The sequence below is a fragment of the uncultured Erythrobacter sp. genome (genome assembly GCF_947499705.1).
Classification (GTDB): Bacteria; Pseudomonadota; Alphaproteobacteria; order Sphingomonadales; family Sphingomonadaceae; genus Erythrobacter.
This window is the reverse complement of record NZ_CANMPJ010000001.1, coordinates 1,796,182-1,820,727: the sequence shown is the minus strand read 5'-3', so window position 1 is coordinate 1,820,727 and position 24,546 is coordinate 1,796,182. Positions and strand designations below refer to the sequence as shown.

Genomic DNA, 24,546 nt, shown 5'->3' with positions numbered 1-24,546 from the left:
GGGCTATATAAGCACTTGCTTAATCGCTTACCAGTGGGCATGAATAATTAAGGCATTCATTAATTACCTATGAGGTGCATTATGAGTCGCGACCGCTGTGAAGTAAACTGGATCGTCGAAACCCCAGAAGCGGACCCCGCACAGGGCCAAGTGCGATGGGACCCGGCGCACAGTCTTTGGAATGGCGGAATGCTGGCCGCATCGCTTATCCTTGTGCCGTTCTTCACCACACCTGCGGCGGTTGCGGTGGGCTTGCTCTTGACTGGAGCGATGCTGCTTCTCGGCCACTCGGTCGGCTTCCACCGTCTGCTGATCCATGGAAGCTTCCAGACCACGCCATGGCTGCGGGATTTTCTCATCTGGTGCGGCACGGTTGCCGGGATGAGTGGTCCGATCTGGATTGTGCGCACCCATGATTTGCGCGATTGGGCGCAGCGGCAAAGCGACTGCCATGACTATCTCGCGCATCGCCGTCGAATGATGCACGATGCGTGGTGGCAGCTCCACTGCACGCTCGAGCTTGATCACCCGCCGCAATTTGACCTTTCAAAGCTAGAGCAAAGCGGCTTCATCCGCTGGCTGGAACGCACTTGGATGCTTCAACAATTGCCGGTTGCTGCGCTTCTATTCTGGCTGGGCGGATGGCCTTTCGTGGTGTGGGGCGTTTTCGTCCGTGTTGCGCTTACCGTCCACGGACATTGGCTGGTCGGGCATCTGGCCCATCGGCGTGGCCCGCAAAGCTGGCTGGTTCGCGATGCTGGCGTGCAGGCGCATGACGTTCCATGGGCCGGCCTGATCACGATGGGAGAGGCGTGGCACAACAACCACCACGCCTACCCAGGCAGCGCGCGCATCGGGTTGCAGCCGGGCCAAAGCGACTGGGGCTATCGCTTCATTCAGCTACTCGAACGGGCAGGGTTTGCTTGGGATATCTGCCTACCAGCGCATGTGGTTGCGCGGTCGAGGCACCTTCAAAAAGTCGCTCCAGAAACCTTCAAAGCACCCGCCCGGCAATCAATGCAGCCACCACAGCCAGGCCCAGCAGAGTGAGCATCGAGATAATCGTGCCAATCATCCGCCCTTTGCTGAGCGAGCCGCCATCCATGCCGAATGCATGCGCAACACGTCCGAGGATGAACAGCCCAGCGACATAGGCCAGCCAAGGTTCGCCTTTGCCGGAAAGCTCGATCACCGCTAGCAGGATCAGCACGAATGGAGCGTTCTCGACAAAGTTCGCCTGAGCGCGCATCCGGCGGATGACATTTTCATTGTCTTCATCACCGACAAAGATCTTCTCAGCCGCCCGAACCTGTCCGATCCTGATCATCAACCACACGTTGAGAATGGCCGCCGCAGCCGCCGCTGCGAGCGTTACCGGAAGAAGTGTCATGCTGGATCCCCTCGAATTATCCTTGCGCGCACTGCTAGTCGCACCCAGATTGCCTTGCAACGGACGATTTTTTCGCTATAGCGCGCGGCTTCCCGCCACTTCGGGCCAGGACGCGCGCGCAGGCAAAAGCTTGTGCGGGGACGGGCCTTGGCTTAAGGGCGGCTCCGAGATCATGCGTCTAACGGCGCAAATACACGTATTTATTCGAGGAAATGGTGCCGCCATGGCTGTCCCAAAGAGAAAAGTATCCCCGCATCGTCGCGGCAATCGCCGGGCGCATGATTCGCTGAAGGTTGAGGCATTCCACGAATGCAACAATTGCGGTGAATTGAAGCGTCCGCATAACCTTTGCCCCCATTGCGGCTATTACAACGGGCGTGAGGTTGTCGCAGTCGGCCTGTAAGGCGTGAAGCGACCGCAATTGGAGAGAGTGTGATGGACCTGCCGCGTATCGCAGTTGACGCGATGGGCGGTGACGATGGCGTACGAGTCATGGTCGAAGGCGCGGCGCTGGCCCGCCGCCGTCACGAAGGCTTCAAGTTCCTGCTGGTGGGTGATCAGAAGCGCATTGAAAGCGCTCTTGAAAGCCATCCTGGCATGCGCGAAGCGTCGGAAATCCTTCACTGCGATGATGTAATCGCCGGTGACGAGCAGCCCAGCAAGGCTATCCGCCGCGCAAAGACCACCTCGATGGGGCTGACGGTCAACGCCGTCAAAGAAGGCGCCGCTGGCGCCGCTGTGAGCGCGGGTAATACCGGTGCCCTCATGGCGATGAGCAAGCTGGCCCTGCGCACCATGCCCGGCATTGATCGTCCGGCACTCGCGGCACTGATGCCGACGCTCGAGCCGCATGACGTTGTGATGCTTGATCTCGGCGCAAACACCGAAGCCAATGCGCGCAACCTTGTGCAGTTTGCCGTGATGGGCGCGGCCTATTCGCGGATCGTGAATGGCTTCGAACGCCCGACCGTCCGCCTCCTGAACATCGGCACCGAGCAGATCAAGGGCACCGATGCGCTGCGGGATGCCGCTGCAATGTTGCAAGCAGCATCCAGCAAGGAAGAGGGCGGCCTGGCGCTCGATTTCGCGGGCTTTGTCGAATCCGACAAGATCAACCGCGGCGAAACGCATGTCGTGGTGACCGATGGTTTCTCAGGCAACATCGCGTTGAAAGCGATTGAAGGATCGGCTCGGTTCGTAACCGATCTGCTCAAACAGGCCTTTACCAGCTCGATCCGATCCAAAATCGGCTTCCTCGTGTCGCGTCCTGCGACCGAGTTGCTGCGCCACCATCTCGACCCCAACAATCACAACGGGGCAGTGTTTCTCGGACTCAATGGCGTAGTCGTGAAAAGCCATGGTAGCGCCACGGCCGCTGGTGTTGCGAATGCCGTGGCCGTCACGGCAAGCCTGCTCAAGAACAAGCTGACGGAGCGCATTGCCAATGACCTCGCCGAACTCGGTGAGGGTGCACTGCGCGACAACGGAAAGTCGGCACCAGCCGCTACGCCGAGCTGCGAGGCGGCAGAGTGACAGGTTCGCGCTTGCTGGGGACCGGATCGGCGCTGCCTGAAAGGGTTTTGTCGAACGACGAACTGGCGGCGAAAATCGACACCAGCGATGAATGGATCGTCGAACGCACAGGCATCCGGCAAAGGCATATTGCGGGCGAGGGTGAAACCACTGCATCGCTGGCGACAGCCGCAGCACGCGCGGCGCTTGAGGACGCAGGCCTGACACCTGCCGATATCGGGCTCATCATCGTTGCGACCGCGACCCCCGATAATACCTTCCCTGCGACCGCAACCAAGGTTCAGAATGCCTTGGGCTGCAATGGCGGCGTCGCATTTGATGTTGCGGCGGTGTGTTCGGGCTTTCTCTACGCGATTGCGACTGCCGATTCGCTGCTCAGGACCGGCATGGCCAAGCGTGCACTGGTGATAGGTGCCGAAACTTTCAGCCGAATTCTCGATTGGGAAGATCGCACAACCTGTGTGCTGTTTGGCGATGGCGCAGGCGCAGTTGTGCTCGAAGCGCCCGAGGCTGGCGCACCCACTTCATCCGTTGCGCCAGGTATCCTCGCGACACGGCTCCATGCCGACGGAGCGCAGCACGATCTGCTCTATGTCGATGGTGGGCCGTCGACGACGCAGACAGTCGGTCATTTGCGCATGAAAGGGCGCGAAGTGTTCCGCCATGCTGTGGTGAACCTTGCAAGCGTGCTTAACGAAGTGATTGAAGATGCTGGTATTTCAGCCGCCGAAATTGACTGGGTTGTGCCGCATCAGGCAAACGCTCGCATCCTCGACGCGACCGCGCGCAAGCTTGGAATTCCGGCTGAAAAAGTGGTCGTTACTGTCGATCAGCATGCGAATACGTCGGCGGCCTCGGTGCCGCTCGCGCTCGATGTCGCGCGCCGCGATGGGCGGATCAAACCCGGTGATCTCGTCATGCTGGAGGCGATGGGCGGCGGCTTTACCTGGGGCGCGAGCCTGTTACGAATTTAACCAGCTCAGCGCGCTCATGTGCAAAAAATGCACATGATGATTACAGCCGTTTGCGAAAGTCATTTGAAAACCGTAGACTACTGTCTTTGGCGAAGGGTCGCGCCGACATGGGAGAAATGCACATGATGCGTTCGGTGGGCACACTCACGAGAGCCGATCTCGCAGAGACGATCAACCGCAAGATGGGATTCAGCAGGGCTGAGTCGCTCGACTTGGTCGAGGCCATTCTGGATAAGATGTGCGATGCGCTCGCCGATGGTGAGAATGTCAAAATCTCAGGCTTCGGCAGCTTTGTCCTGCGCGACAAGAACGAACGCATTGGCCGTAACCCGAAAACGGGAATCGAAGTGCCGATTACCCCCCGCCGGGTGATGACATTCCGCGCGAGCCAATTGCTCAAGGAACGGATTGCCAAGGGTGACTGAACGCGATGGCTGAATTCGAAGACGGAAAAGAAGACGGCGCTCTGCGCACGATCGGGGAAGTCAGCGAAGCGTTGAAGATCAAACCGCACGTGCTGCGTTATTGGGAGCAGCAGTTTTCGCTGCTGAAGCCTCTCAAACGCAGCGGTGGGCGACGCTATTATCGCCCGGACGATGTGATCTTGGTCGAACGGATCAATCAGCTCGTCAATCAGGAAGGCTACACGCTCAAGGGCGCGGAGGCAGTTCTGCGCTCTTCGGGCGCATCTGGCGCCGACCGGCGCAAGGATGATCGCCGTGAAGGTGATCGCCGTGCAGCTGCTGAGCCTGAAGGTGGCATCGCAGCACCGGTGCCTGATCTAAGGCCGAAGGTGGAAGAAGCGCTGGTCCAGTTGAAGTCGATCCGCGCACGGTTGGCGCGAGCGATCGAAGCCTGATCGGCGTTATTCCGCCGCCAGCAATTCGGCTTCGCCCAGGTCCACGCTGACCAGCCGCGAAACACCTTTTTCCGCCATTGTCACACCGAACAATCGGTGCATCCGGCTCATCGTCACCGCATTATGCGTGACAATCAGGTAGCGCGTTTTGGTGGTGCGGATCATCGAATCGAGCAGGTCGCAGAACCGTTCGACATTCGCATCATCGAGCGGTGCATCGACCTCGTCGAGCACACAGATTGGCGCGGGATTTGTCAGGAACAGCGCAAAGATTAGCGCGGTAGCTGTCAGCGCCTGCTCGCCGCCCGACAGCAGCGACAATGATTGCAAACGCTTGCCTGGCGGCTGGGCGTAAATCTCAAGGCCCGCTTCGAGTGGATCGTCGCTGTCGACTAGCGCCAGATGTGCTTGCCCGCCTTCGAATAGCCGGGTGAAGAGCACACGGAAATGGCCGTCGACCTCTTCGAATGCTGCGCGAAGCCGTTCGCGGCCTTCGCGGTTGAGATTGCCGATCGATCCGCGCAGCCGGTTTACCGCTTCGGCGAGTTCGGCCTGTTCGCTTGCATTGGTGCCGTGCTCTTCCTCGATCCGCGCAAGTTCTTCTGCGGCGACAAGGTTGACCGGTCCGATCCGTTCACGGCTGGCGGTCAACCGGTCCATCTCTTCGGATTCCTGAGTGGCCGGTTTGACGCTTTCTTCGTCGAATTCGAACCGTTCGGCGAGCAGCGGCGGTGGGCATTGGAAGCGCTCACCGGAGATGCGTGCCATCTCGCCGCGACGTTCCTCTTCGTTCTCGGCGCGGGCGGCGAGCGTCGCGCGGCCTTCGCGGGCTTGCGCGAGCGCTTCCCCGGCATCTGCCAGCGTGCGCTCTGCCGTGCGCATCTCGGCCTCGCACTCGGTGACAACCTTCTGAGCGGCTTCCAATTCTTCGGTGAGCCGCGCACGCATCGCGTCGCCTTGCTCGATCTCGGCAATCAGGCCGGCGGGCTTGGCCGCGACGACAGAACGCTCTTCCTCGATCTCCTCGAGCCGCCGTGCGGCTTCCGCCATGCGCTGGGTCGCTTCGCTGGAGCGGGCCTGCCAATTGTTGCGGTCGGCCTGTTGCGCGGCGAAACGCTCACGAGTGACGGCCAGTCCCTGATCATGCGCAGCGAGTTCGGCCAGCGCCGCTTGCACGGCGGACTTGGCGGCTTCGTGTTTTGCTTGCGCGGCCTCAAGTGAGGCTCGCCCGGCGTCGGGTGCGGGGAGGGCAGCGCGGGCTTCCTTTGCCGAAGCCAGCTCAGCTTCTGCCGTCGTAAGTTGCTCACCCAACTCCTCAGTCGATTGAGCCAATTCTTCGAGCCGTGAAGCCAACCTCTCCTTGGCGGCCTCCGCCTGATCAAGGCTACGCAGCGCATGGCGTTCGGCTTCGATCGCACCAGCGATGTCGCGTTCCTGCGCCACCAATGCCGATTGCAGCGCGGAGAGTTCTTCGCGGGCAGCGCGTTCCTTGCTCTCGGCCAGTTCTGCGGCACCGCGCAGATCGGGCAGCACGCCTTCAAGTTCGGTCAGGCGGTTCGCTGCTTCGAGTTTGGCCGCTTCCGCCGATCCTTCGCCGCGCGCAATGAAACCGTCCCAGCGCCGGAGGTGGCCGCCAAGGGTTACCAGCCATTCGCCCGGACCAAGCTTGCGGCCATCGTCTTCATCCGCGCAATGCACCAGTGCCAGGCGAGCGCGCAGTTCTTCTGGGCAATGGGTGATGTGATCGAGCAGGCTGTCGGCGACCGTGTTCGGAGTGCTGCTGCCGGTCCAGAATCGGCCGTCGGTTGGCGCAGACGGAGCGCCCAGCGGCGATTTGGCGTCTCGTCCAAGCACCGCTGCGAGGGCGCGCTCATAGCCCTTGGCAACACGAACCTTATCCAACGCTGTTGGCAGACCTTGACGTGCAGAAGCACTTTTCGCCCGCGCATCGCGGTCGCGGACTAGGGCCGAATACTCACGCTCGATCCCGGCGAGCTCTGCCTTAGCAGTGGCGAATGCGGAGGAAGCATCGTCGCGCGCCGATTGCAGCTCGGCTTTGCGCGCCTGATCCTGTTCCAGTTTCGTGCGGAGGCGTGCCAATTCGCTTGCGGCGTCATCGGCGGCTTCGCGCGCAGCAATCACTGCCTGTTCGGCATCTTCGCCGCCTTCAAGTTCGCGGCGGATTTGAGCAATCCGGTCCTGCTCTCGGTTCAGCCGTTCAAGGCGCGCTTCAGCCTGCTCGATGGCTGCTTCGGCAACGCGCCATTCAGCTTCGACCCCGGCATGGTCGGCGGTGGCTTTGGCCAGGGCAAGTTCGGCCGTGCGGCTGGCGCGTTCGCTGTCTTCGCTGCGGTCAGCAAGGGCCGGGCGCGCGGCCTCGGCCTTGCTCAGAGCTTCCTGATTGTTCGCGAGCTCGCTTTCAAGCTTGGCGAGCGCATCCGCTGCATCCGAAGTCAGCCGGTCCGCTGCGATTCGGTCTTCTTCGAGCCGCGTTTGCTGACGCGTCAGATCGGCAAGCCGTGTTTCTGCCGCTTCCAGTTTTTCCGATAAAGCCGCCATCCGGTGGCCGTGCGCGCTGGCATCGTCGCGCCGGTCGGCGAGTTCTTCGCGCGCTTCGGCTAGCTTAGCAGCAAGCGCCGCCTGTTCCTTTTGCGCCGCATCAACGGCCTGCTTTGCCGTCGCGACCTTGGCCTCGGCACCCTCTGCCGCAGCCCGCGCTTCCTTGGCCGCGTGGGCCGCATCGCGCCAACGCGCGAAAACCAGACGTGCTTCGGCCAGCTGGATCTGCTCGGTGAGCTTGGTGTAGCGCTCGGCCTGCTTGGCCTGCCGCTTGAGCGAAGCCATTTGCGAGTCCAACCCCGCCATCAAGTCCTCGAGCCGTGAAAGGTTCGCTTCGGTCGAGCGGAGCTTGCTCTCAGCGTCTTTGCGGCGGACGTGCAGGCCAGCGATGCCCGCTGCCTCTTCGAGCATTTGGCGGCGTTCGGTGGGCTTGGCGGCGATGACTTGGGCGATCTTCCCCTGGCTTACGAGCGCCGGGGAATGCGCGCCTGTGGCGGCGTCAGCAAAGGTCAGCGCCACATCTTTGGCCCGAACATCGCGGCCATTCACGCGGTAGGCGCTGCCCGCCCCGCGTTCGATCCGGCGGGTAACCACCAGCTCTTCGCCTTCATCATCGGCAGCGTGCAGCACAACCTCGGCAAAGCCGCGAGACGGCCGGGTTGAAGTGCCCGCGAAGATCACGTCTTCCATCCCGCCCGACCGCATCGATTTGGGCGAGTTTTCGCCCATCACCCAGCGGATCGCTTCGAGAAGGTTGGATTTTCCGCAGCCATTCGGCCCGACAACCCCGGTTAGTCCGGGCTCAATGCGCAATTCAGCAGGCTCGACAAAGCTCTTGAAACCGCTGAGCTTTAGCCTGCTGATCTGCATGGGCGCGCGTGTTCCTGCCGAGGTCCGCTTAGCGAGCGCCTGCGCGCTGCAGAGCGGGCTCGATCTCGTTCCACGTGATGCCTTCGATCCGGGCACCGTTGAGGAAGAAGGTCGGCGTGCCGGTCACATTGAGTTCGTCGGCTTGCGTCGTCGAGTTTTCGCTGATCGACTCCATCTTTTCCGTGTCGGCGAGGCAGCTGCGTGCCTGATCCGCAGAGAGACCCCGCGCGGAGAAGAACTCGATCAAGCCAGCAGCCTCTGCGATTGCGACAAAGCGTTGATCAACCGGGAGTTCCGCTGATGCTTCGTATTGCGCTGCATTGGTTTGGACGTTGCCGAAAAAGTCATTGAGCGCGACCCATGCCTGATCTGACAGAGGCTGCATGTTTTCCTTCTGACCGCAGCGCACCAATGCAGCGATGCTAAGGTCGATCGGGTCACGCACGAGATTGCGCTGTTCGAAACTGACGACGCCGCTGGCAACATACTGATCCTTCAGCGGCTGTTTGCCAGTCGCCGAGAAGTTGGCGCAGGCGCCGCAAGTGTGTGACGCAAACTCTATCAGCTTCAGCGGCGCATCGGGATTACCGATCTTGTAGCCGTCTTCTTCGGTGATCGTGACCGTGTCAGCCCACGACGTGCCTTCGGGAGCCGGGATTGCAGCGATCGGCTCGCCAGCAGGCGGGCCGTCTTCACCGTTGGAATCGCCGCACGCAGCCAGCGTCAGAGCAAGTGGAGCGGCCACAGCGAAGGCTGCGAAGCGTGAAGTCAGAGGATTGCGTGAAGCATTCATCTCGGAGTGATCCTTTGGTCGTGTTGATCGGTTTATACGGGGAGGAAAGGGCGTGGCAAAACCGTATTCGCCCTGCTTGTGCACAAATGTGTCAATAAGGTTGCGGTATGGCGGCTATTCGCCTGCATTTCCGCTCGAATTGCTAGTTTTGAAGCGCTCTGACAGGACGGCATATAGCGCGTCCCACGTGTGCACACGGTCCAGCAATTCCCCGTCGAGCGCGAAGCTGGGCGTGCCCGGAACCTTGAACTCGGCGGAATCGGCTCTGCCATTATCGATCAGGGCCTGTGCAGCCTTGTCGTCCATCAAGCAGGCAGTCACTTCTGCGATCGATTGACCGCGATCGGTCAGGACATCGTCAAGGTCCAGCGCCTGGGCGGCGTTGATCCTCGCATTGCGGTCGCCGCGCCCCCAAATCGCCTGCTGGCTGGCCGGAGCTTGCCGCGCCTTTTCCAGCCATTTCGACTGGGTGGTCATGAATGCGCGGTGACGATCCTTGAACCGTGCCGGATCGCCGCAGGCGGCAAGCATTGACACGATCAGATCGAGAGCGTTGCGGATGACGGGGCGGACTTCCAGCGTCATCTTACCGGGCATCAGCAAAACAAGATCGAGCGCAGGCTCCCCTTCGACAGCAAAGTTCGCGCAATGGCCGCAAGTGTAGCTCACGAATTCGATCAACTGCACATCGGCGCGGGGATTGCCGATCAGATGGCCGCGTTCGGTCGGCTCGATCACCGATTGCCAATTGCCTTTGCGGGTAGTGTCCACAAACGCGCTGTCAGGATTGCTGAGATCCTGCTCACGCTCCTGCGCCGCGATCGGCGGAGCGAACAAAATCGCCGCGGCGAGCGCGGTGGTCTTGGCGAATTTCGAAATCACTTGGTCGTGTCGTCCTTTTTGGAATCAGCATCATCAAAACTGCGCGCCAGCGATTCCAGCACCGTGCGCAGCTCCGGATCGCCGATATCGCGCAAGCTGTCTCCCAATTCCATTGGGATCGGTTTGAGCGAAGGCGGAGCTTTCACGGGCTTATCAGCATGCGTCGGCTTAACCTCGCCTTGCCGAATTTTGACCCGCGACACTGCCTTGTAGCCGAAGAAGCGATTGACCCGCTCCATAATCTCCGGGGTGACCTGCTGGATCAGCGGCGCGTGGGCCGGTTTTACGACCAGTTGCAGGATACCTTCGGATTTCTCACCGGGCGGGAAACGGATCGCCTCGGGACTGCAAACCTTCGCATGCTGAGGGCCGACAATTTCAGGCCAGCGGGTGACGACCGAGCTTTGCACAAAGCCAAAGCGGCGAAAGGCGGCGCGACCGATTTCTGGCATCAATTCGCCAATCGGTTTCGCACCGCGACCACGCGGGCGCTCGTATCTCTTGAAGGGCTTTTTGCCGCCTTTGGTCTTGTCGCTTCCCATTGCGTGCGCAGCCATGCCATAGGCGGGGAGTGACCGCTAGACCTCCTCGCGACAGACTGGGAAAAGGCCCTCCGTTGAAGCTCAGCAATGAGCCTCCCGTCATCACGGACCGGCTTACGAGGGGGCGACCGATTTCCAAGGAGATGGTGTCCATCACCAGCCCCCTGCTGAAGTGGTATGATGCCCATGCGCGCGAACTGCCTTGGCGCAACCCGCCGAAGAAATCCAAGCCGTCTGATCCCGCATGGCCCTATCGCGTCTGGCTGTCCGAAGTCATGTTGCAGCAGACCACTGTCGAGGCTGTGAAGCCCTACTTTCTGAAATTCACCGAGCGATGGCCAAGCGTCGACGATCTCGCGGCGGCGAGCGATGACGAGGTAATGGCTGCGTGGGCAGGGCTCGGCTACTACTCGCGCGCTCGCAATCTGGTGAAGTGCGCCCGCGAAGTTGTGGCGCTTGGCGGCTTTCCAAAAGGTGAGGTCCAGCTGCGTGAGCTACCGGGGCTGGGTGCTTACACGGCTGCGGCGATCTCTGCGATTGCGTTCGGCAGGCGCGCAGTCGTGGTCGATGCCAACGTTGAGCGGGTTGTTTCGCGTCTGTTCAACATCACCGAGCCGCTGCCGAAATCGCGCAAGGCTATTCGGGAGGCGACCGAGACGATCACTCCCGGAGCGCGGGCGGGCGATTTTGCGCAAGCGATGATGGATCTGGGATCGAGTATCTGCACCAGCAAATCGCCGCGCTGTCTGCTGTGTCCGATCCGTGAAGTCTGTGAAGGTCAAAAGGCTGGCGAACCCGAGCGGCTGCCGGTCAAGCCTGCGAAGAAGGCCAAACCGGAACGGCGCGGCACGGCCTTCTGGATAGAACGGGACAAGCATGTTTGGCTTGTCACTCGACGAGGCACGGGGATGCTCGGCGGGATGCGCGGACTACCGGATGACGGGTGGACAGCGCGTGAGGACGGCTCAGACAAGCTACCATTGCCGGGTGATTGGGAGGAACTAGGAGCCGTGCGGCACACGTTCACGCATGCGCATCTTACGCTGAGCTTGAAACGCATGAGCGCTGAGGCCGAACCGGATGGCGAAGGCGTTTGGTGGCCTATCGATCAGATCGAGAATGCTGGTCTTCCGACACTTTTTGCCAAAGCTGCGCGCTTGGCTTTGGCTGCGGATTAAACGAAACCGCCGCCCAGCATCAGGCGCACGCCCGCAACTAGCATCACGATCAGGCAGAAATTCCGCCCCGAATTGCTGGAAGACAAGGCGCCCACAATCACGCCGATGGCGATGAGCGGCAAAGCGAGCCAGTTGGCCCAACCAAGGAAGGGGATTTGCGCCGGGATTACAATCACCAGCGAGACGAGACCAATGAGGAATGCGAGAATATTGAACATGTGTACTATATGGATAGTACACCTCGCGTTTTCAAGACCCATTCGGGCGTTCAAAGCCGGTTCAGCCCGCCATGCGATTGACGCTCTAGCTCAACTCCCCCACAGACCTGTCAAAACAAATCTCCGGAGACTGCCCTGATGGCCATTCACACCCTTGAACAACCCGACCTGTCGCGTCGCTCGCTGTTTCGCGGGGGTGGTTATCTGGCCGCTGGTGCCGCGCTGGCGACGCTGCCATTCGGTCGGCAACTGCTCGCGCACGATGTCAGCGAGAGCTGGCCCAATGTCGCGGCGATGGCGCAGAAATATGTAAGCGAGCGCAAGGTCGCCAACATGTTCCTCACCTTCGGCTGGAATCAGGAAGATCACGCGCACACAGTCGGCGGGGGCAACCTGTCTCTGGCAGGCAGCACTACGGTTGACGAGAACTCGCTCTATCGCATCTATTCGATGACCAAGCCGATTACCGGCATGGCGATCATGATGCTGATCGACGATGGTTTGCTGACGCTCGACCAGCCTCTTTCCGACGTGCTGCCCAAATTCAAGGACACGCAGGTTCTGGTCGATCCGGAGGGATCGCTGGATGACACTGTCGCTCCGGTCCGTGAAATCACAATCCGCCATTTGCTGACGCACACTGCCGGGCTCGGCTATCTGATCACCAGCAAAGGGCCGCAGCTCGAAGCCTATCGTGAGAAGGGTCTGGTTGGCGGACGCGTGAGCCGCATGCCCATTCCGGGCATTCCGCCTGTGACACCGGCACCGGGTCTTGAGGTTTGGGCTGACCGGCTCGCAGAGGTGCCGCTTACGGTGCAGCCGGGGACCAAGTGGATCTATTCAGCCAGTATCGATCTGCTCGGCCGGATTATCGAAGTCGCATCCGACATGGAGTTCGAGGCGTTCCTGCAAAAGCGCATGTTTGAACCGCTCGGCATGACCAGCACCTGGATGACCGTGCCGGACAGTGAGATGGCCCGGCTGACCGACAATTATGGCATTGTCGCCGGAACCGCATTCCCCATCGATCCCGGTTCCAATTCGATCTTTCTCGATGCGCCGGGCGTGCCTTCCGGTGGCGGCGGGTTGGTATCCAGTCCCAAGGATTACGACCGCTTCCTGCGCATGCTGCTTGGTTATGGGATGCTCGATGGCACCCGCGTGATGAGCGAAGAAGCGGTGCGTGTCGGCACATCCAATCTGATCCCCGATACGGTCGATATGACCGGTTCGTGGATGGAAGGTCAGGGCCACGGCGCTGGCGGTCGTTCGCTCAACGGTACGTTCGGTTGGGGCGGAGCGGCTGGAACACTGGGCGCGGTCGATTTCAATCTGGGCCTGCGCTCTGCATTGTGGACGCAATATATGCCGACTGAGGCCTATCCCGTACGCGATGAATTCCTCGCGGCGCTGGAGACTGACCTCGCATCAATGCGCGCCAAGCAAGCCGCTTGATGAGCCACCCCGCGCATCCCGAGCTGCCACGAACCGGCCCGATTGCCTTTGCAGGTTCGCCAATCGACCGCGCCGATTTGATCCGGGTCGATCCGGATAAGCTGGCGGGTTACATGAACTGGCGGGCCAAGGTTCTGCTGCTCGACGGCTTGCTGCCACAGATGGACGATGCGGGCGGTTTGCTCTGGGGCACGCTCGCCGACATCGATCCAGAGGCGGAGCTGGTGTTCCTCGGACTGCTCGATGAGAAGGCTTGTTTTGTGGCGGTGCCGGGCGAGGGAGCGACCGGACCAGCCTACGCAATGCCGCGCGCGTGGCAGGCGATCCAGCAGCTTTCGCCTCCCGATCTCGCGATCTATGGCGGCGCACGCAGCCTCGTCGATTGGCACGCCCGCCATAAATTCTGCGCCAAATGCGGTTCGCCGACCAAGCTCGCCAAGGGCGGCTGGCAGCGGAATTGTGAGAATTGTGGTGCGCAGCATTTCCCGCGCACCGATCCGGTCACGATCATGCTGGTCGAGAACGAGGGGCGGTTGCTGCTCGGTCGTCAACCGCGTTTCCCGCCGCGCAGTTTCTCCGCACTCGCAGGTTTTGTCGAACCCGGCGAGACTATCGAGGAAGCGGTCGCGCGTGAGGTTTGGGAAGAAGCCGGCCTGCGCGTCCGCTACGTAGAGTATATCGCAACGCAGCCTTGGCCGTTTCCGAGCCAGTTGATGATCGGCTGCTATTCCCAGACCGACGAAACCGAGATCACGCTCGACGTCGAAGAACTGGAAGAAGCGCGCTGGTTCACGCGCGAAGACGTACAGCACGCAATGGACACGATTGGCAGCGAGGAAGGTCCGTTTAACGCTCCGCCCCCTGCCGCTATCGCCCATAGTCTGCTGAAATGGTGGCTGGAGAAAGACAAATGAGCGCGCCCGAAAAGCTCACGATCGACATCTACTCCGACGTAATGTGCCCGTGGTGCGCGATTGGATATGGCCAGCTAACCAAGGCGCTTGGCGAATTGGAAGGCGAGATCGAAGCCGAAGTGCGCTGGCGTCCGTTCGAACTCAATCCGGACATGCCTGCCGAAGGCGAAGGACAGGAAGCGCACCTGCAACGCAAATATGGTCGCTCCGCCGAAGAAGGCGCAGCAGTGCGCGGCCAGATGAAAGCGATTGCCGACAGTGCAGGTGTTTCTTTGACCTACGAGGGAGAAGGTGAAGCGCCGCCAGCGATGATGTGGAACACCCGCGATGCGCACAAGCTGCTCGGCTGGGCACTGGAGCAGGCCGGGTCTCAGGTGCAGACTGAGCTGAAGCTCGCGCTGTTCAAGGCACATTTCAATGAGCGCCGCCGGATCGGCGAACGCGAAGTGCTGCTCGATATTGCGGCGGGCGTGGGCCTGCACCGCGAAGCAGCCAAAGCGGCGCTGGAAGACGAAGACCTCGAAGCCCGCGTTGTCGCCGAAGAGCGGCAGGCATGGGATCTCAATATCAGCGGTGTGCCCGCCATGATCGTGAATGGCAAGTTCATGATCCCCGGCGCGCAGCCGCCAGAGACATATGTTAATGCGCTGCGCCGGGTTGTTATGAAAAGCCGGGAGGCTGCATCCGCTTGAGCGTAGGGGACGTATTCAAAGCATCATGAAAAGCATCATCGTATTCCTCGTCGTCACCGCAATCGCATTCACTTTCGGCATTTTCGCTGGCTGGGATAGCGTGAAGGTCGGGAGTTACTCGGCGTTCTTTGTATGTGTCGTCATCGCGATGGTGGTGAACTGGCTCGTCTTTCTGCCTTCCGCTGCCGCAAAGTCCGACAAATTCTACGATACGACCGGCGCGATCACCTATCTGACGGTTACAGCGTTCGCCTGCTGGGCTGCCTACAATGCGTTCGGTTCGCTCGACACCCGCAGCATTGTGATCGCCGCCATGGTGGCGATCTGGTGCATCCGGCTCGGCTCGTTCCTGTTCATCCGCATTCACGCGATGGGCGGGACCGATTCCCGGTTTGAGAAGATCAAGGTCAATCCGGCGCGCTTCCTTGTCGCATGGACGCTTCAGGGGCTGTGGGTGACGTTGACGGCTTCAGCCGCTCTTGTCGCCATCACTAGCAGCGAGCGCGCACCGATCGATCTGTTTTTCTGGTTAGGTGCTGCGGTTTGGGTGATTGGCATAACCTTTGAGGCAATCGCGGATGCGCAGAAAAGCGCCTTCAAGAAAGACCCCGCGAACAAGGGCAAATTCATCGATGCCGGTCTGTGGAAGTGGTCGCGTCACCCGAATTATTTCGGCGAGATCACTTTATGGACCGGCATTCTGATCATGGCCATTCCGGTGCTGTCGGGCTGGTCTTGGCTGGTGGTCATCTCACCGATCTTCGTGACGTTGCTGCTGACCAAGGTGAGCGGTGTGAACCTGCAGAACAAGCAGGCGAAAGAACGCTGGGGCGATGATCCGGAGTATCAGAAGTACCGCAAGAACACGCCCGCGCTCATTCCGATGCCGCCGAGCGCGTAAAAGTAGAGAGCTAGGCAATGACCGAATTCGTCCCGCGCAGTGCAGTGATTACCGGCGGCGCGAGCGGGATCGGACTGACTCTAGCCAAGCGACTTGCGGCGCAAGGTTTGCAGGTCATGATTGCCGATCTTCCAGGGGACACACTGGATGCGGCTGGCAGGATCGCAGGCGTGGCCGCCCGGGCCTGCGATGTGTCCGACCTTGAGCAAGTAGAAGCGCTTGCCGATGCGGCCTTCATCGAGTTCGGTACCGTCGATCTGGTCTTCAACAATGCCGGGCAGGGCGGCGTGCGTGGGCCACTGTGGGAAGTCGATCCTGACAAAGCGCGCGCGCATTTCGACGTCAATTTCTGGGGTATCTGGAACGGTTGCCGAGCCTTCGCACCGCGCTTGATCGCTCAAGACACGCCAAGCGCAATCTACAACACAGGCAGCGAAAACAGCTTCTTCTGCGCAGTGCAGCAAACCGCCGCTTATATCGCCGCCAAGCATGCGGTGTTGGGCATGACCGAAAGCCTGCGCGGCGACTTGCCGCCTCACGTCCATGCTGGCCTCATCATTCCCGGCTGGGTGTTCACCCCTTTAGGCCCTGAGCAGTTCATGAAGTTCGGCATGGAGGTCGACCGCTATGTCGACATCATCCTGCCGCAGATACTCGCGCGCCGCCGCTTCGTCGTGAGCCACGGCTACAACGAGGTTCGTATAGCCGAGCGGATGGATGAATTGGCGGAAAGCTACGTTAAATACGCGCTACCCGCCGAGGATGACGCTATCCACGATGTGCAGCTGGTGATGGAGCAGCTGAGGGCTTCGAAGCCGAAGTAGAAACTTCAATCGTTATGGAGCCGATATCGGTCAAACTGGCTATTCACGCCAGCGCGGGCGGTCCGTTCGGGCAATCGATGAGATAAACCCAGCCGCCGTTTTCCAGCTTTTTGGCCACCTCGGTCGATTGCCCTTCAGCGATTACTGTGCCGTCAGGTGCAACAACACTCCAGTTCGCCCGGAGCAGCGCGATATCGCCAATTATGACCTCGCTGAACACCTCACTTTTGATCGCTGGTCTAATGTCGGCAAACGCCTGAAAGGCTTCGCGAGCACCGGCGATCCCCACACTCGGCGGCTGATCCGGAGGGAAAAATATCTGACAATCGGGATGGAACAACGACGTGATCCCATCAAGATCACCTTCTTGCAGATAAGCGCTGACGCAATCAGCGATTTCGCGGGGTTGGTTCGCAATGTGTTTGTGTGGTTCTGTCATGCTTAAGAGGTCCATCCGTCAATTGACCGCGAGAACTGGGCCATTGTTGTCAATGTCGAGGATCATCTTCCACGCGCCATTTTCGTCACGCTTGTAGACCAAGACGAGCCGGCCTTCTGGATTGCGGATCTCGCCGCTATCTCGCATTTTCATCGTTCCATGAAAGCGCCCTGACACGACAGCGACTTCACCAAAGAACTGTAATTCTTCGATATCGTAGCGGGAAGTGATCTCGGCCGCGGCAATGCGAGGCACGTATTTGTCGCGAATACCCTGAGTCCCGATTGTGACGGGCTGGCGCTCATTCACTGTCATTGCATGTGGATCACAGGTCGCGACCATCGCTTCGATGTCGCCATTGTCTAGCCCGTTGTTCCAGCTGTTAATGACAGCTTCGATTTCTTCACGTTCGGTCATTTTGTCGCTCCTTTGGTTTGAACACCCCTCTTGTCACCGGATCTAGCGATGATAGGTTGATCGGATAACCATCTATCATTGAAACACAGTGTTCGGATTATTGATCAATGGAAAGACACCAACTCAGCGACATGAGCGTTTTTGTCGAGGTGGCGCGTGCGCGAGGATTCCGGGCGGCAGCCAGTGCCCTAAACCTAGGGGCGGGTTCGGTCAGCGAGGCAGTCCAGCGTTTTGAATATCGGCTTGGGGTGCGGCTATTCGAACGATCGACGCGGTCTGTTGCCCTCACAGCTGCTGGACAACGGCTGTACGAGCAAAGTCTGCCAGCGATTGCAGACCTCGAAAGCGCGGTTCGCGAATTGAAGGATTCAAAGGACGCTGTGTCTGGAAACTTGCGTCTAAGTGCTCCGCGCACGGCAGGTCGATTTTTCCTCGACAAATTGATTGAGGACTATGCGCTCAAGTTTCCGGATGTGAAAATTGAACTGATCTATGATGACAGCAAGGTCGATCTGGTCGCATCGGGCGTTGATGCAGCCATTCGGTCGGCGACGATGTTGGAGCAAGATAGCCATGCTATCCCGATTGGCCCTCATCTAGATATGGCAGTCGTCGCTTCGCCAGAGTATCTTAGGCAGAGCGGCAAACCCAGCTTGCCAGAAGAAGTGTTGTCGCATGATGGCATTTGCTTTGCATTTGACCAGACAGGGCAACTCGCACCCTGGAACTTCACCAGCAAACAGGGCGTCGTCACGATCATGCCGAAACCGCGCATAGTCGCGAATGATCTGCAGTCGATGCTTGGTTTTGCTCAGGCCGGATTGGGTCTGGCATATGTCTATGCGGAGTCTGCCAAGGACTTGATCGCGGATGCCAGGCTGATCCACTTGTTCAAGAGAGAAACGCCCTCCCTACCGCGCTATTCCATCAATTATCGCAGCAAGCGTTTGATGCCTGCGCGGCTCAGAGAGTTCATCGATTTGGCGAAGGCATCTAAAGGGATGTGAAGAGTTTGACGTGGACCCTCTTCACGAGAGCAGTCATTTTCGGCCCTAAACCAACCCAAGCCGCTCCAGCTTTGCCGCCAACTTGCCCGGCAGCGCATCGCCAATGTCTTCGCCTTCGGCCACATCGCGCGGGGCGTTTTCGTCCTTGAGGTAGCGCCAGCCTTGGTGCGCGCGTTTGCGTTGTTGGTGCACGCGCACCAGCTCGGGTTTGAGATTGATGTGCCAGCGGCCTTCATCCGTCTCGGTGAAGCTCAGTATTTCGGAGCGCGCGACCAGCGCGTGGTTCAATATCCAATAGAGCGAACCGCCGACCATCTCCTCGTGACGTTTCGGGCGATATTTGGTGGTCAGCCGTTTGGGATTGGGGCTGTTCTCGTACCACCCGGCAAGGTCATCATAGCTTTTCGCGCCGAACGCGATCTTGGTCATGTGAAGGGGCATGGCTTCAATCTGGCGTTTCCTGTGCCGCAATCAAGCGATGCTGAGTCCGCCATCCACAATGAACGGCGCGCCAGTCGCAAACTTGCTCTCATCACTGGCGAGATAGACGATCAGATGCGCGATATCCTCCGGCTCACCCATGCGGCCGATTGGCTGGGCGATGGAGAAGGCCTCGCGGGTCGCATCGGGGTCGGGTGTGCCCGCGATGACACTTTCGACGTTGGGGGTGAGGATCGTGCCTGGCTGGACGGAATTGACGCGCACATTGTTCTGCTCACGCGCGCAATAGAGTGCGATCGATTTGGTTAGCATCGGCACCGCTGCCTTAGCACTGTTGTACGCGGCGAGATCGGCGTTGGGCTTATTCGCAGCGGCGGAAGAGAAGTTAATAATCGATCCGCCACCACTTGCCGCCATCAGCGGGATCGCGGCCTTGCAGCCCATGAAGATCGAGTCGACATCGACCGTGTAGCAGCGGCGGAAATCCTCAGGGCTGATATCGGCAATCGATCCGAACACGGTCACCGCAGCATTGTTGACTAGCACATCGAGCCGACCGACGGTTTTCTCGATCCCGGCGATGATTTCCTGCCAGCGATCCCAATCGGTCACATCCTGCGCGATGAATGTGCAGTTCTCGCCAAGCTCGTCAGCCGCCGCCGTGCCGGCGTCCTCGTCAATATCGGTGATGATGACAGTCGCGCCCTCGGCCAACAGCGCTTTCGCTGCCGCTTTGCCCAATCCCATAGCGCCGCCGGTCAGCAGCACCACTTTGCCTGAAACGCGTCCCGGTTTGTCGGTCATTTGTCTCTCCCTCGTTCGCTTTCGAGGGAAGGGCTATCAGCCGGTCAACCCGCTCGCCACTGCCAAACCTAGGAAGGCGAAAAAGCCCATCGAGTCGGTAATCATCGTCACAAACACCGACGAAGCCACCGCTGGGTCCTGGTTCAGGCGCTCGAACATGACAGGCACCAGCACGCCCGCGAGGCCTGAGACGACAATATTGATCACCATTGCCGCCGCGATGACCACGCCCATCATCGGGCTGAACAGGAACCACGCGGCAATGCCGATCAGCACCGCGACCGTTGCCCCATTCAGGATCGCGACGCGCAATTCGCGCCAAACTATCCGCCAGGTGTTCGAACGCGTGAGCTGATTGGTCGCAATCGCGCGCACCGCCACTGCCATGGTTTGCGTGCCCGCATTGCCGCCAATACTCGCCACGATCGGCATCAGCACCGCCAGTGCCACAAGCTTCTCAATCGCTGCGCCGAAAAACGCGATGATCGCAGACGCGACCACCGCAGTGCCCAAATTCGCGATCAGCCAACGCACGCGGCTGGAATAGGCTTCGCGGATTGGCTCGTTGATGTCGCCATCGCCCGCACCCGAGAGCAGCAGCGCATCTTCGCCCGCTTCTTCGGAGATGATGTGCACAATGTCATCGACCGTGACCTGACCAACTAACCGGCCTTCATCGTCGACCACAGCGGCCGAGATCAAAGCGTATTTCTGGAACATCAGCGCGACTTCTTCCTGATCCATCGAGGCCGGGATCAGCGTTTGATCGCGCTTCATTACGTCGGTTAGCTTGATATTGCGCGGTGTCGTCAGGATCCAGTTGAGCGCACAGGTACCGACCGGATGATGCGATGTGTCGATAACGAAGACTTCAAAGAAATCATGTTCCAGATCGCCCGCCTGCCGGAGGTAGTCGATCAGGTCGCCGACAGTCAGATGCTCGGGCACCGCCATGAAGTGGCGGTTCATCAATCGCCCGGCTGTCTCCTCCGGATAGGACAGCGCGCTTTCGACCGCAGCCTGCGTCTCAGGCTCCAGCTCGGCGATAATCGCCTTCTGGTCGACCTCGTCGAGATCTTCGAGCAGTTGGACCGCGTCATCGGTTTCGAGCTGTTCGGCGATGGTCGCGACGGCCTCTGGCTCCAGCGCTTCCATCATCACTTCGCGGACGTGATCGTTGAGCTCTGCGACCACTTCGCTGCTCATCAGATCGGTGATCGAGGCAGCGAATTCGGTCCGCTCGTCGCTGTCGAGCAGTTCGATCAGGTCGGCAATATCGGCTGGGTGGAGCGGTTCGACCAGCTCGTAGACCGCGCTCTTGTCCGGTTCTTCGAGCGCGTTTTTGACCGAACTGATGAACTCGGGCTTCAGCCGGTTTTCCTCGTCGTGCCGCTCATCGTCGATGCGGTCATCCGGGCGCACCTCATCCGCCGCTTCTGGCGTGTCGATCACCAGCAGATCATCATCGAGAGGGCGTTCATCGGCCATGGCGCGAGGTGTAGGCAGGGCGCGATGAAAAGCAAGCGGGGAGGGTGACTTGGGCGCACAACGCGTTATAGGGACGGCCAAACTTCAAGGAGACAATTCATGGCCGACACGCTGACTTTCACGCTCGACACTGGGGACGGCGATGGCAAGGATGTGGTGATCAAACTGCGCCCCGATCTTGCACCGGGTCACGTTGAACGCATCACCGAACTGGCCAGCGAAGGCTTTTACGACGGCGTCGTTTTCCACCGCGTCATCCCCGGCTTCATGGCGCAGGGCGGCGACCCAACCGGCACCGGCATGGGCGGCAGCGAAAAACCTGACCTGAAGGCCGAATTCAACGCAGAACCGCACACCGAAGGCACCTGCTCGATGGCGCGTTCACAAATGCCGGACAGCGCGAACAGCCAGTTCTTCATCTGCTTTGAAGACGCAGAGTTCCTCGACGGGCAATACACCGTCTGGGGCCAGGTGCAGAGCGGCATGGAACATGTCCACGCTCTGCCCAAGGGCGAACCGCCTGCGCAGCCTGGCAAGATCGTCAAAGCGACAGTGGGCTAATCCTCCTACACCTAGCAGGAAGATTTGGTGGAGATTGTCGCATCGTATTTCCTGGCCAGTGTGCTGGGATTGGCGGCGGCGAGCCTGCTCTACTGGCTGATACCGGCCCGGATGAAGATCCGGGCCGCGATCCTCGTCCTGATTCCACCCGGCCTGCTCTTCGCCGTCTTCCTCGCCTTCTTCGATGGCGCACCGGTGGATGAAGATTGGCTTTGGCTGGGGATTGGGCTGGTGTATTTCTGGCCGTGGTACCTTGCATGGTTGGTCGGCTGGATCGTTGCCCGGCTGATTAGAGCAAGGCTGCGGCCAGCAGCGAGCTGAGCCGAGGTAGTTCAGTCACAACCAAGCGAGGTGGGCAAAATGGCTGAGATTGACCACGAGGTTCTCGCCACCCTCCGCCGCGTTTCTCGCCTGCTTGAAGCTGCCGACGATCCGTGGTGGGTGATCGGCAGTGCAGCCGTCGCGCTGCATGGCGGCGATCCCGGTGCGATTGCCGATATCGATGTGATCACCTCACGCCGCGATCTTGATTGGCTTTACGAAAAGCTGCCGCTGACCAACACGCCGGAAGAGGGTAAACCGATGTTTCGCTCGGAGCGGTTCGGGCGTTGGTCAGAGCCTGAGTTCGACGTTGAATTCATGGCTGGCCTTACCCTTCAAGTTGATGGCGAGTGGTTGCCAGTGCAGCCGCAGACCCGGCGAGCGATCCAGATCGGCAAAGCGCATGTCTTCGTGCCCGAGCGCGAGGAACTAATCGCAATTCTGCAGATGTTTGGGCGCGAGAAGGACCTGCGGCGGGCGGCGACGCTCGTACGTGATTGAACCCACCGCCCAACCCCGCTAAATGCGCCCCATCATGAAACCGCAAACGCATCCCAAGACCTACCGGGTCAAGAGCTTCGGCTGCCAGATGAACGTCTATGATGGCGAGCGGATGGGCGAGATGCTCGACGAGCAAGGCCTCGCGCCCGCTCCTGATGGCGAGGACGCCGATCTGGTGGTGCTGAACACGTGCCATATCCGCGAGAAGGCTGCGGAGAAGATCTACTCCGACATCGGCCGCCTGACCAAAGGCAAGACCCAGACGAAGGCACCGATGATCGCGGTCGCGGGCTGCGTGGCGCAGGCCGAAGGCGAAGAGATCATGGCGCGTGCGCCGGCGGTGAGTATGGTAGTCGGACCTCAGGCCTATCACCGCCTGCCCGACATGCTCGACAAGGCTGTGCAGGGCGAGCGTGCGACCGATACCGACATGCCGGCGATTGCGAAATTCGGAGCGCTGCCAGCGCGCAAGCGTCGGTCTCCAACAGCGTTTCTCACCGTGCAGGAAGGCTGCGACAAGTTCTGCACTTATTGCGTCGTACCCTACACGCGCGGCGCGGAAATCTCGCGTCCGTTCAGCGACCTGATCGACGAAGCTCGCAAGTTGATCGAAGCTGGCGCGCGCGAAATCACGCTGCTCGGGCAGAATGTGAATGCTTGGGGCGGCGAGGACACAAAGGGACACAGCGTAGGCCTAGCGGGTCTGATCCATGCGCTGGCGAAGCTCGATGGGTTGGAGCGCATTCGCTACACCACCAGCCACCCCAACGATATGGACGACGCGCTGATCGCCGCCCATGGCGAGGTCGAGCAGTTGATGCCGTATCTTCATTTACCGGTGCAGTCTGGGAATGACCGCATTCTGAAAGCGATGAACCGCGCGCACACTGCCGAGAGTTACCTGAGGTTGCTCGAGCGTTTCCGTGGAGTGCGCCCCGACATTGCGCTGTCGGGCGATTTCATCGTGGGCTTTCCCGGTGAGACCGAGGCGGAGTTCGAGGACACGCTGAGCATTGTCGATGAGGTTCGCTACGCGCAGGCTTACAGCTTCAAATACTCACCGCGTCCTGGCACTCCGGCGGCGACGATGGACAACCAGATTGCGCCTGAAATCATGGACGAGCGACTGCAGCGCCTGCAGGCTCGCATCAATCGCGATCAACTGGCCTTCAACGCCGCGACCGTTGGCAGAACATGCGATGTTCTGATTGAACGCAAAGGTAAGCTGCCCGGCCAATGGCTTGGCAAATCGCCATGGCTGCAAAGTGTCTTTTTCGAAGGCGACTTTGAGCTAGGCGATTTGGTCACGGTGGATTTGGTCGAGGGGAGGGGCAGTTCCGTCCGCGGTGTCCCGGTCCAGCCTGCGAAGGCGCAGGCTACGGCATAGGACCGCATGTGATGTCGCGCTTCTGGGACCTTGGTTACGAGATTGTCGAAAACCTGATCGAGCCTGCGCATATCGCGATGTCATCAAAGGCGATGGATGTTGCGTTCGGCCAAGGCGTGATGCGCACGCGTGACAGCGGCTATGTCCATGGGGGAGAGGATGAGTACGGCCCGGTCGTGGGAGAATTGCTGCTGCGCCATTGCCGCCCTGCCATCGAAAAAGTCCTGGGGCGGGAATTGGTCGAATCCTACGCGCATTGGCGGATTTACAAACCGGGCGCGGAATTGCTCAAACACAAGGACCGCCCCGGAAGCGAGATCGCGGTCACGATCACAATCGAGGCCGATCCCGCCGATGACATCTGGCCGATCAAGCTGCAAGACGCGGAAGGCAACGAGCAAACGGTGGTGCTGCAGCCGGGTTCGGGGATCGTGTATCGCGGGCACGAAATCCCGCATTGGCGTGAGAAGCTGGAGTCCGGATCACAAAAGCAGCTGATGCTGTTCTACGTTTTGAAAGACGGCGAATTCACCGAACTTTTCTATGATGGTCGGGATGGTGATCCGCTAACGCGCGACCCGGTCTAAGGCAGTTCT

29 protein-coding genes are annotated in these 24,546 nt (G+C 60.0%); 18 read left to right on the top strand and 11 right to left on the bottom strand.

Going from position 1 to position 24,546, the window contains the following annotated elements; genetic code table 11:
• Window positions 1-81: 81 nt before the first annotated feature.
• On the top strand, window positions 82-1,050 hold the full coding sequence (locus Q0837_RS08695) for an acyl-CoA desaturase (protein ID WP_298467688.1): 969 nt from the start codon (window positions 82-84) through the stop codon (window positions 1,048-1,050).
• Here Q0837_RS08695 and Q0837_RS08690 read toward each other — a convergent pair.
• On the bottom strand, window positions 995-1,390 hold the full coding sequence (locus Q0837_RS08690; RefSeq protein ID WP_298467686.1) for an MAPEG family protein: 396 nt from the start codon (window positions 1,388-1,390) through the stop codon (window positions 995-997). The genes Q0837_RS08695 and Q0837_RS08690 overlap by 56 nt on opposite strands.
• A gap of 223 nt (window positions 1,391-1,613) precedes the next feature.
• Here Q0837_RS08690 and rpmF point away from each other — a divergent pair, with 223 nt between their 5' ends.
• The 5 genes from rpmF (at window position 1,614) to Q0837_RS08665 (ending at window position 4,756) form a co-directional block, all read left to right on the top strand.
• Window positions 1,614-1,793, top strand: coding sequence for a 50S ribosomal protein L32 (rpmF, locus tag Q0837_RS08685; protein ID WP_160753059.1), 180 nt, complete (start codon window positions 1,614-1,616; stop codon window positions 1,791-1,793).
• Window positions 1,794-1,825: 32 nt separating this feature from the next.
• Window positions 1,826-2,923 (top strand): phosphate acyltransferase PlsX, encoded by a 1,098-nt coding sequence (gene plsX / locus Q0837_RS08680; RefSeq protein ID WP_298467679.1) that lies wholly within the window; start codon window positions 1,826-1,828, stop codon window positions 2,921-2,923.
• A complete protein-coding gene (locus tag Q0837_RS08675; RefSeq protein ID WP_298467677.1) occupies window positions 2,920-3,897 on the top strand; it encodes a beta-ketoacyl-ACP synthase III in 978 nt (325 codons plus the stop codon). Before plsX ends, Q0837_RS08675 begins: the two co-directional genes overlap by 4 nt.
• A gap of 122 nt (window positions 3,898-4,019) precedes the next feature.
• Window positions 4,020-4,322, top strand: a complete 303-nt coding sequence (locus Q0837_RS08670) for an integration host factor subunit alpha (RefSeq protein WP_298469865.1) — start codon at window positions 4,020-4,022, stop codon at window positions 4,320-4,322.
• Window positions 4,323-4,327: 5 nt separating this feature from the next.
• Window positions 4,328-4,756, top strand: coding sequence for a MerR family transcriptional regulator (locus Q0837_RS08665; protein WP_298467674.1), 429 nt, complete (start codon window positions 4,328-4,330; stop codon window positions 4,754-4,756).
• A 6-nt stretch (window positions 4,757-4,762) separates the two neighbouring features.
• On the opposite strand, the gene smc is transcribed toward Q0837_RS08665, so the two are convergent.
• The 4 genes from smc to Q0837_RS08645 form a co-directional block, all read right to left on the bottom strand.
• A complete protein-coding gene (smc, locus tag Q0837_RS08660; RefSeq protein WP_298467670.1) occupies window positions 4,763-8,185 on the bottom strand; it encodes a chromosome segregation protein SMC in 3,423 nt (1,140 codons plus the stop codon).
• 28 nt (window positions 8,186-8,213) lie between these two features.
• Entirely contained in the window at window positions 8,214-8,978 is a 765-nt protein-coding gene (locus tag Q0837_RS08655; protein ID WP_298467667.1) for a thioredoxin domain-containing protein, read from the bottom strand.
• Window positions 8,979-9,092: 114 nt separating this feature from the next.
• Complete coding sequence (locus Q0837_RS08650) at window positions 9,093-9,860, bottom strand: thioredoxin domain-containing protein (protein ID WP_298467664.1); 768 nt, start codon at window positions 9,858-9,860, stop codon at window positions 9,093-9,095.
• Window positions 9,857-10,417, bottom strand: coding sequence for a DUF721 domain-containing protein (locus Q0837_RS08645; RefSeq protein WP_298467661.1), 561 nt, complete (start codon window positions 10,415-10,417; stop codon window positions 9,857-9,859). Before Q0837_RS08645 ends, Q0837_RS08650 begins: the two co-directional genes overlap by 4 nt.
• A gap of 128 nt (window positions 10,418-10,545) precedes the next feature.
• On the opposite strand from Q0837_RS08645, the gene Q0837_RS08640 reads away from it, so the two are divergent.
• Window positions 10,546-11,580 (top strand): A/G-specific adenine glycosylase, encoded by a 1,035-nt coding sequence (locus Q0837_RS08640; protein ID WP_298467658.1) that lies wholly within the window; start codon window positions 10,546-10,548, stop codon window positions 11,578-11,580.
• Here Q0837_RS08640 and Q0837_RS08635 read toward each other — a convergent pair.
• Window positions 11,577-11,798, bottom strand: a complete 222-nt coding sequence (locus Q0837_RS08635) for a hypothetical protein (RefSeq protein WP_298467655.1) — start codon at window positions 11,796-11,798, stop codon at window positions 11,577-11,579. The genes Q0837_RS08640 and Q0837_RS08635 overlap by 4 nt on opposite strands.
• 138 nt (window positions 11,799-11,936) lie before the next feature.
• On the opposite strand from Q0837_RS08635, the gene Q0837_RS08630 reads away from it, so the two are divergent.
• Genes Q0837_RS08630 through Q0837_RS08610 form a run of 5 tightly spaced genes read left to right on the top strand, consistent with a single transcriptional unit; the run spans window position 11,937 to window position 16,584 of the window.
• Window positions 11,937-13,253, top strand: a complete 1,317-nt coding sequence (locus tag Q0837_RS08630) for a serine hydrolase (RefSeq protein ID WP_298467652.1) — start codon at window positions 11,937-11,939, stop codon at window positions 13,251-13,253.
• On the top strand, window positions 13,253-14,167 hold the full coding sequence (nudC, locus tag Q0837_RS08625) for an NAD(+) diphosphatase (protein WP_298467650.1): 915 nt from the start codon (window positions 13,253-13,255) through the stop codon (window positions 14,165-14,167). Before Q0837_RS08630 ends, nudC begins: the two co-directional genes overlap by 1 nt.
• Window positions 14,164-14,859, top strand: a complete 696-nt coding sequence (locus tag Q0837_RS08620) for a DsbA family oxidoreductase (protein WP_298467648.1) — start codon at window positions 14,164-14,166, stop codon at window positions 14,857-14,859. Before nudC ends, Q0837_RS08620 begins: the two co-directional genes overlap by 4 nt.
• Window positions 14,860-14,884: 25 nt before the next feature.
• Complete coding sequence (locus Q0837_RS08615; RefSeq protein WP_298467646.1) at window positions 14,885-15,760, top strand: DUF1295 domain-containing protein; 876 nt, start codon at window positions 14,885-14,887, stop codon at window positions 15,758-15,760.
• 17 nt (window positions 15,761-15,777) lie between these two features.
• On the top strand, window positions 15,778-16,584 hold the full coding sequence (locus Q0837_RS08610) for an SDR family oxidoreductase (RefSeq protein ID WP_298467643.1): 807 nt from the start codon (window positions 15,778-15,780) through the stop codon (window positions 16,582-16,584).
• Between the two features lie 43 nt (window positions 16,585-16,627).
• Here Q0837_RS08610 and Q0837_RS08605 read toward each other — a convergent pair whose 3' ends face one another.
• Window positions 16,628-17,023 (bottom strand): DUF4440 domain-containing protein, encoded by a 396-nt coding sequence (locus Q0837_RS08605; protein WP_298467639.1) that lies wholly within the window; start codon window positions 17,021-17,023, stop codon window positions 16,628-16,630.
• 18 nt (window positions 17,024-17,041) lie between these two features.
• Window positions 17,042-17,440 (bottom strand): DUF4440 domain-containing protein, encoded by a 399-nt coding sequence (locus tag Q0837_RS08600; protein ID WP_298467636.1) that lies wholly within the window; start codon window positions 17,438-17,440, stop codon window positions 17,042-17,044.
• Window positions 17,441-17,571: 131 nt separating this feature from the next.
• Here Q0837_RS08600 and Q0837_RS08595 point away from each other — a divergent pair, with 131 nt between their 5' ends.
• Window positions 17,572-18,447, top strand: coding sequence for a LysR substrate-binding domain-containing protein (locus tag Q0837_RS08595; protein ID WP_298467633.1), 876 nt, complete (start codon window positions 17,572-17,574; stop codon window positions 18,445-18,447).
• Window positions 18,448-18,492: 45 nt separating this feature from the next.
• Here Q0837_RS08595 and Q0837_RS08590 read toward each other — a convergent pair whose 3' ends face one another.
• The 3 genes from Q0837_RS08590 to mgtE are packed head-to-tail and all read right to left on the bottom strand — an operon-like array spanning window position 18,493 to window position 21,180.
• A complete protein-coding gene (locus Q0837_RS08590) occupies window positions 18,493-18,888 on the bottom strand; it encodes a DUF1489 domain-containing protein (RefSeq protein ID WP_298467630.1) in 396 nt (131 codons plus the stop codon).
• Window positions 18,889-18,918: 30 nt separating this feature from the next.
• Window positions 18,919-19,692, bottom strand: a complete 774-nt coding sequence (locus Q0837_RS08585) for a glucose 1-dehydrogenase (protein ID WP_298467627.1) — start codon at window positions 19,690-19,692, stop codon at window positions 18,919-18,921.
• A 36-nt stretch (window positions 19,693-19,728) separates the two neighbouring features.
• Window positions 19,729-21,180 (bottom strand): magnesium transporter, encoded by a 1,452-nt coding sequence (mgtE, locus tag Q0837_RS08580; protein WP_298467624.1) that lies wholly within the window; start codon window positions 21,178-21,180, stop codon window positions 19,729-19,731.
• Window positions 21,181-21,279: 99 nt separating this feature from the next.
• Between mgtE and Q0837_RS08575 the strand changes: the two genes are divergently transcribed.
• Genes Q0837_RS08575 through Q0837_RS08555 form a run of 5 tightly spaced genes read left to right on the top strand, consistent with a single transcriptional unit; the run spans window position 21,280 to window position 24,537 of the window.
• Entirely contained in the window at window positions 21,280-21,741 is a 462-nt protein-coding gene (locus Q0837_RS08575; protein WP_298467621.1) for a peptidylprolyl isomerase, read from the top strand.
• 27 nt (window positions 21,742-21,768) lie between these two features.
• Window positions 21,769-22,062 (top strand): hypothetical protein, encoded by a 294-nt coding sequence (locus Q0837_RS08570; RefSeq protein WP_298467618.1) that lies wholly within the window; start codon window positions 21,769-21,771, stop codon window positions 22,060-22,062.
• Window positions 22,063-22,101: 39 nt separating this feature from the next.
• Entirely contained in the window at window positions 22,102-22,563 is a 462-nt protein-coding gene (locus Q0837_RS08565) for a hypothetical protein (RefSeq protein WP_298467616.1), read from the top strand.
• A 34-nt stretch (window positions 22,564-22,597) separates the two neighbouring features.
• A complete protein-coding gene (gene miaB / locus Q0837_RS08560) occupies window positions 22,598-23,950 on the top strand; it encodes a tRNA (N6-isopentenyl adenosine(37)-C2)-methylthiotransferase MiaB (RefSeq protein ID WP_298467613.1) in 1,353 nt (450 codons plus the stop codon).
• 11 nt (window positions 23,951-23,961) lie between these two features.
• Window positions 23,962-24,537 (top strand): hypothetical protein, encoded by a 576-nt coding sequence (locus Q0837_RS08555; protein WP_298467610.1) that lies wholly within the window; start codon window positions 23,962-23,964, stop codon window positions 24,535-24,537.
• Window positions 24,538-24,546 lie beyond the last annotated feature (9 nt).

What these genes read in the sequence shown, in the direction of transcription:
- Q0837_RS08665 (WP_298467674.1), top strand. Translation starts at nt 4,328, where the DNA reads ATGGCTGAATTCGAAGACGGAAAAGAAGACGGCGCTCTGCGCACGATC.
- Q0837_RS08620 (WP_298467648.1), top strand. Translation starts at nt 14,164, where the DNA reads ATGAGCGCGCCCGAAAAGCTCACGATCGACATCTACTCCGACGTAATG.
- mgtE (WP_298467624.1), bottom strand. Translation starts at nt 21,180, where the DNA reads ATGGCCGATGAACGCCCTCTCGATGATGATCTGCTGGTGATCGACACG.
- Q0837_RS08615 (WP_298467646.1), top strand. Translation starts at nt 14,885, where the DNA reads ATGAAAAGCATCATCGTATTCCTCGTCGTCACCGCAATCGCATTCACT.
- Q0837_RS08695 (WP_298467688.1), top strand. Translation starts at nt 82, where the DNA reads ATGAGTCGCGACCGCTGTGAAGTAAACTGGATCGTCGAAACCCCAGAA.
- Q0837_RS08645 (WP_298467661.1), bottom strand. Translation starts at nt 10,417, where the DNA reads ATGGCTGCGCACGCAATGGGAAGCGACAAGACCAAAGGCGGCAAAAAG.
- Q0837_RS08575 (WP_298467621.1), top strand. Translation starts at nt 21,280, where the DNA reads ATGGCCGACACGCTGACTTTCACGCTCGACACTGGGGACGGCGATGGC.
- miaB (WP_298467613.1), top strand. Translation starts at nt 22,598, where the DNA reads ATGAAACCGCAAACGCATCCCAAGACCTACCGGGTCAAGAGCTTCGGC.
- Q0837_RS08600 (WP_298467636.1), bottom strand. Translation starts at nt 17,440, where the DNA reads ATGACCGAACGTGAAGAAATCGAAGCTGTCATTAACAGCTGGAACAAC.
- smc (WP_298467670.1), bottom strand. Translation starts at nt 8,185, where the DNA reads ATGCAGATCAGCAGGCTAAAGCTCAGCGGTTTCAAGAGCTTTGTCGAG.
- Q0837_RS08640 (WP_298467658.1), top strand. Translation starts at nt 10,546, where the DNA reads ATGGTGTCCATCACCAGCCCCCTGCTGAAGTGGTATGATGCCCATGCG.
- Q0837_RS08595 (WP_298467633.1), top strand. Translation starts at nt 17,572, where the DNA reads ATGAGCGTTTTTGTCGAGGTGGCGCGTGCGCGAGGATTCCGGGCGGCA.
- Q0837_RS08555 (WP_298467610.1), top strand. Translation starts at nt 23,962, where the DNA reads ATGTCGCGCTTCTGGGACCTTGGTTACGAGATTGTCGAAAACCTGATC.
- nudC (WP_298467650.1), top strand. Translation starts at nt 13,253, where the DNA reads ATGAGCCACCCCGCGCATCCCGAGCTGCCACGAACCGGCCCGATTGCC.
- Q0837_RS08670 (WP_298469865.1), top strand. Translation starts at nt 4,020, where the DNA reads ATGATGCGTTCGGTGGGCACACTCACGAGAGCCGATCTCGCAGAGACG.
- Q0837_RS08690 (WP_298467686.1), bottom strand. Translation starts at nt 1,390, where the DNA reads ATGACACTTCTTCCGGTAACGCTCGCAGCGGCGGCTGCGGCGGCCATT.
- Q0837_RS08590 (WP_298467630.1), bottom strand. Translation starts at nt 18,888, where the DNA reads ATGCCCCTTCACATGACCAAGATCGCGTTCGGCGCGAAAAGCTATGAT.
- Q0837_RS08610 (WP_298467643.1), top strand. Translation starts at nt 15,778, where the DNA reads ATGACCGAATTCGTCCCGCGCAGTGCAGTGATTACCGGCGGCGCGAGC.
- Q0837_RS08635 (WP_298467655.1), bottom strand. Translation starts at nt 11,798, where the DNA reads ATGTTCAATATTCTCGCATTCCTCATTGGTCTCGTCTCGCTGGTGATT.
- plsX (WP_298467679.1), top strand. Translation starts at nt 1,826, where the DNA reads ATGGACCTGCCGCGTATCGCAGTTGACGCGATGGGCGGTGACGATGGC.
- Q0837_RS08585 (WP_298467627.1), bottom strand. Translation starts at nt 19,692, where the DNA reads ATGACCGACAAACCGGGACGCGTTTCAGGCAAAGTGGTGCTGCTGACC.
- Q0837_RS08565 (WP_298467616.1), top strand. Translation starts at nt 22,102, where the DNA reads ATGGCTGAGATTGACCACGAGGTTCTCGCCACCCTCCGCCGCGTTTCT.
- Q0837_RS08630 (WP_298467652.1), top strand. Translation starts at nt 11,937, where the DNA reads ATGGCCATTCACACCCTTGAACAACCCGACCTGTCGCGTCGCTCGCTG.
- rpmF (WP_160753059.1), top strand. Translation starts at nt 1,614, where the DNA reads ATGGCTGTCCCAAAGAGAAAAGTATCCCCGCATCGTCGCGGCAATCGC.
- Q0837_RS08655 (WP_298467667.1), bottom strand. Translation starts at nt 8,978, where the DNA reads ATGAATGCTTCACGCAATCCTCTGACTTCACGCTTCGCAGCCTTCGCT.
- Q0837_RS08605 (WP_298467639.1), bottom strand. Translation starts at nt 17,023, where the DNA reads ATGACAGAACCACACAAACACATTGCGAACCAACCCCGCGAAATCGCT.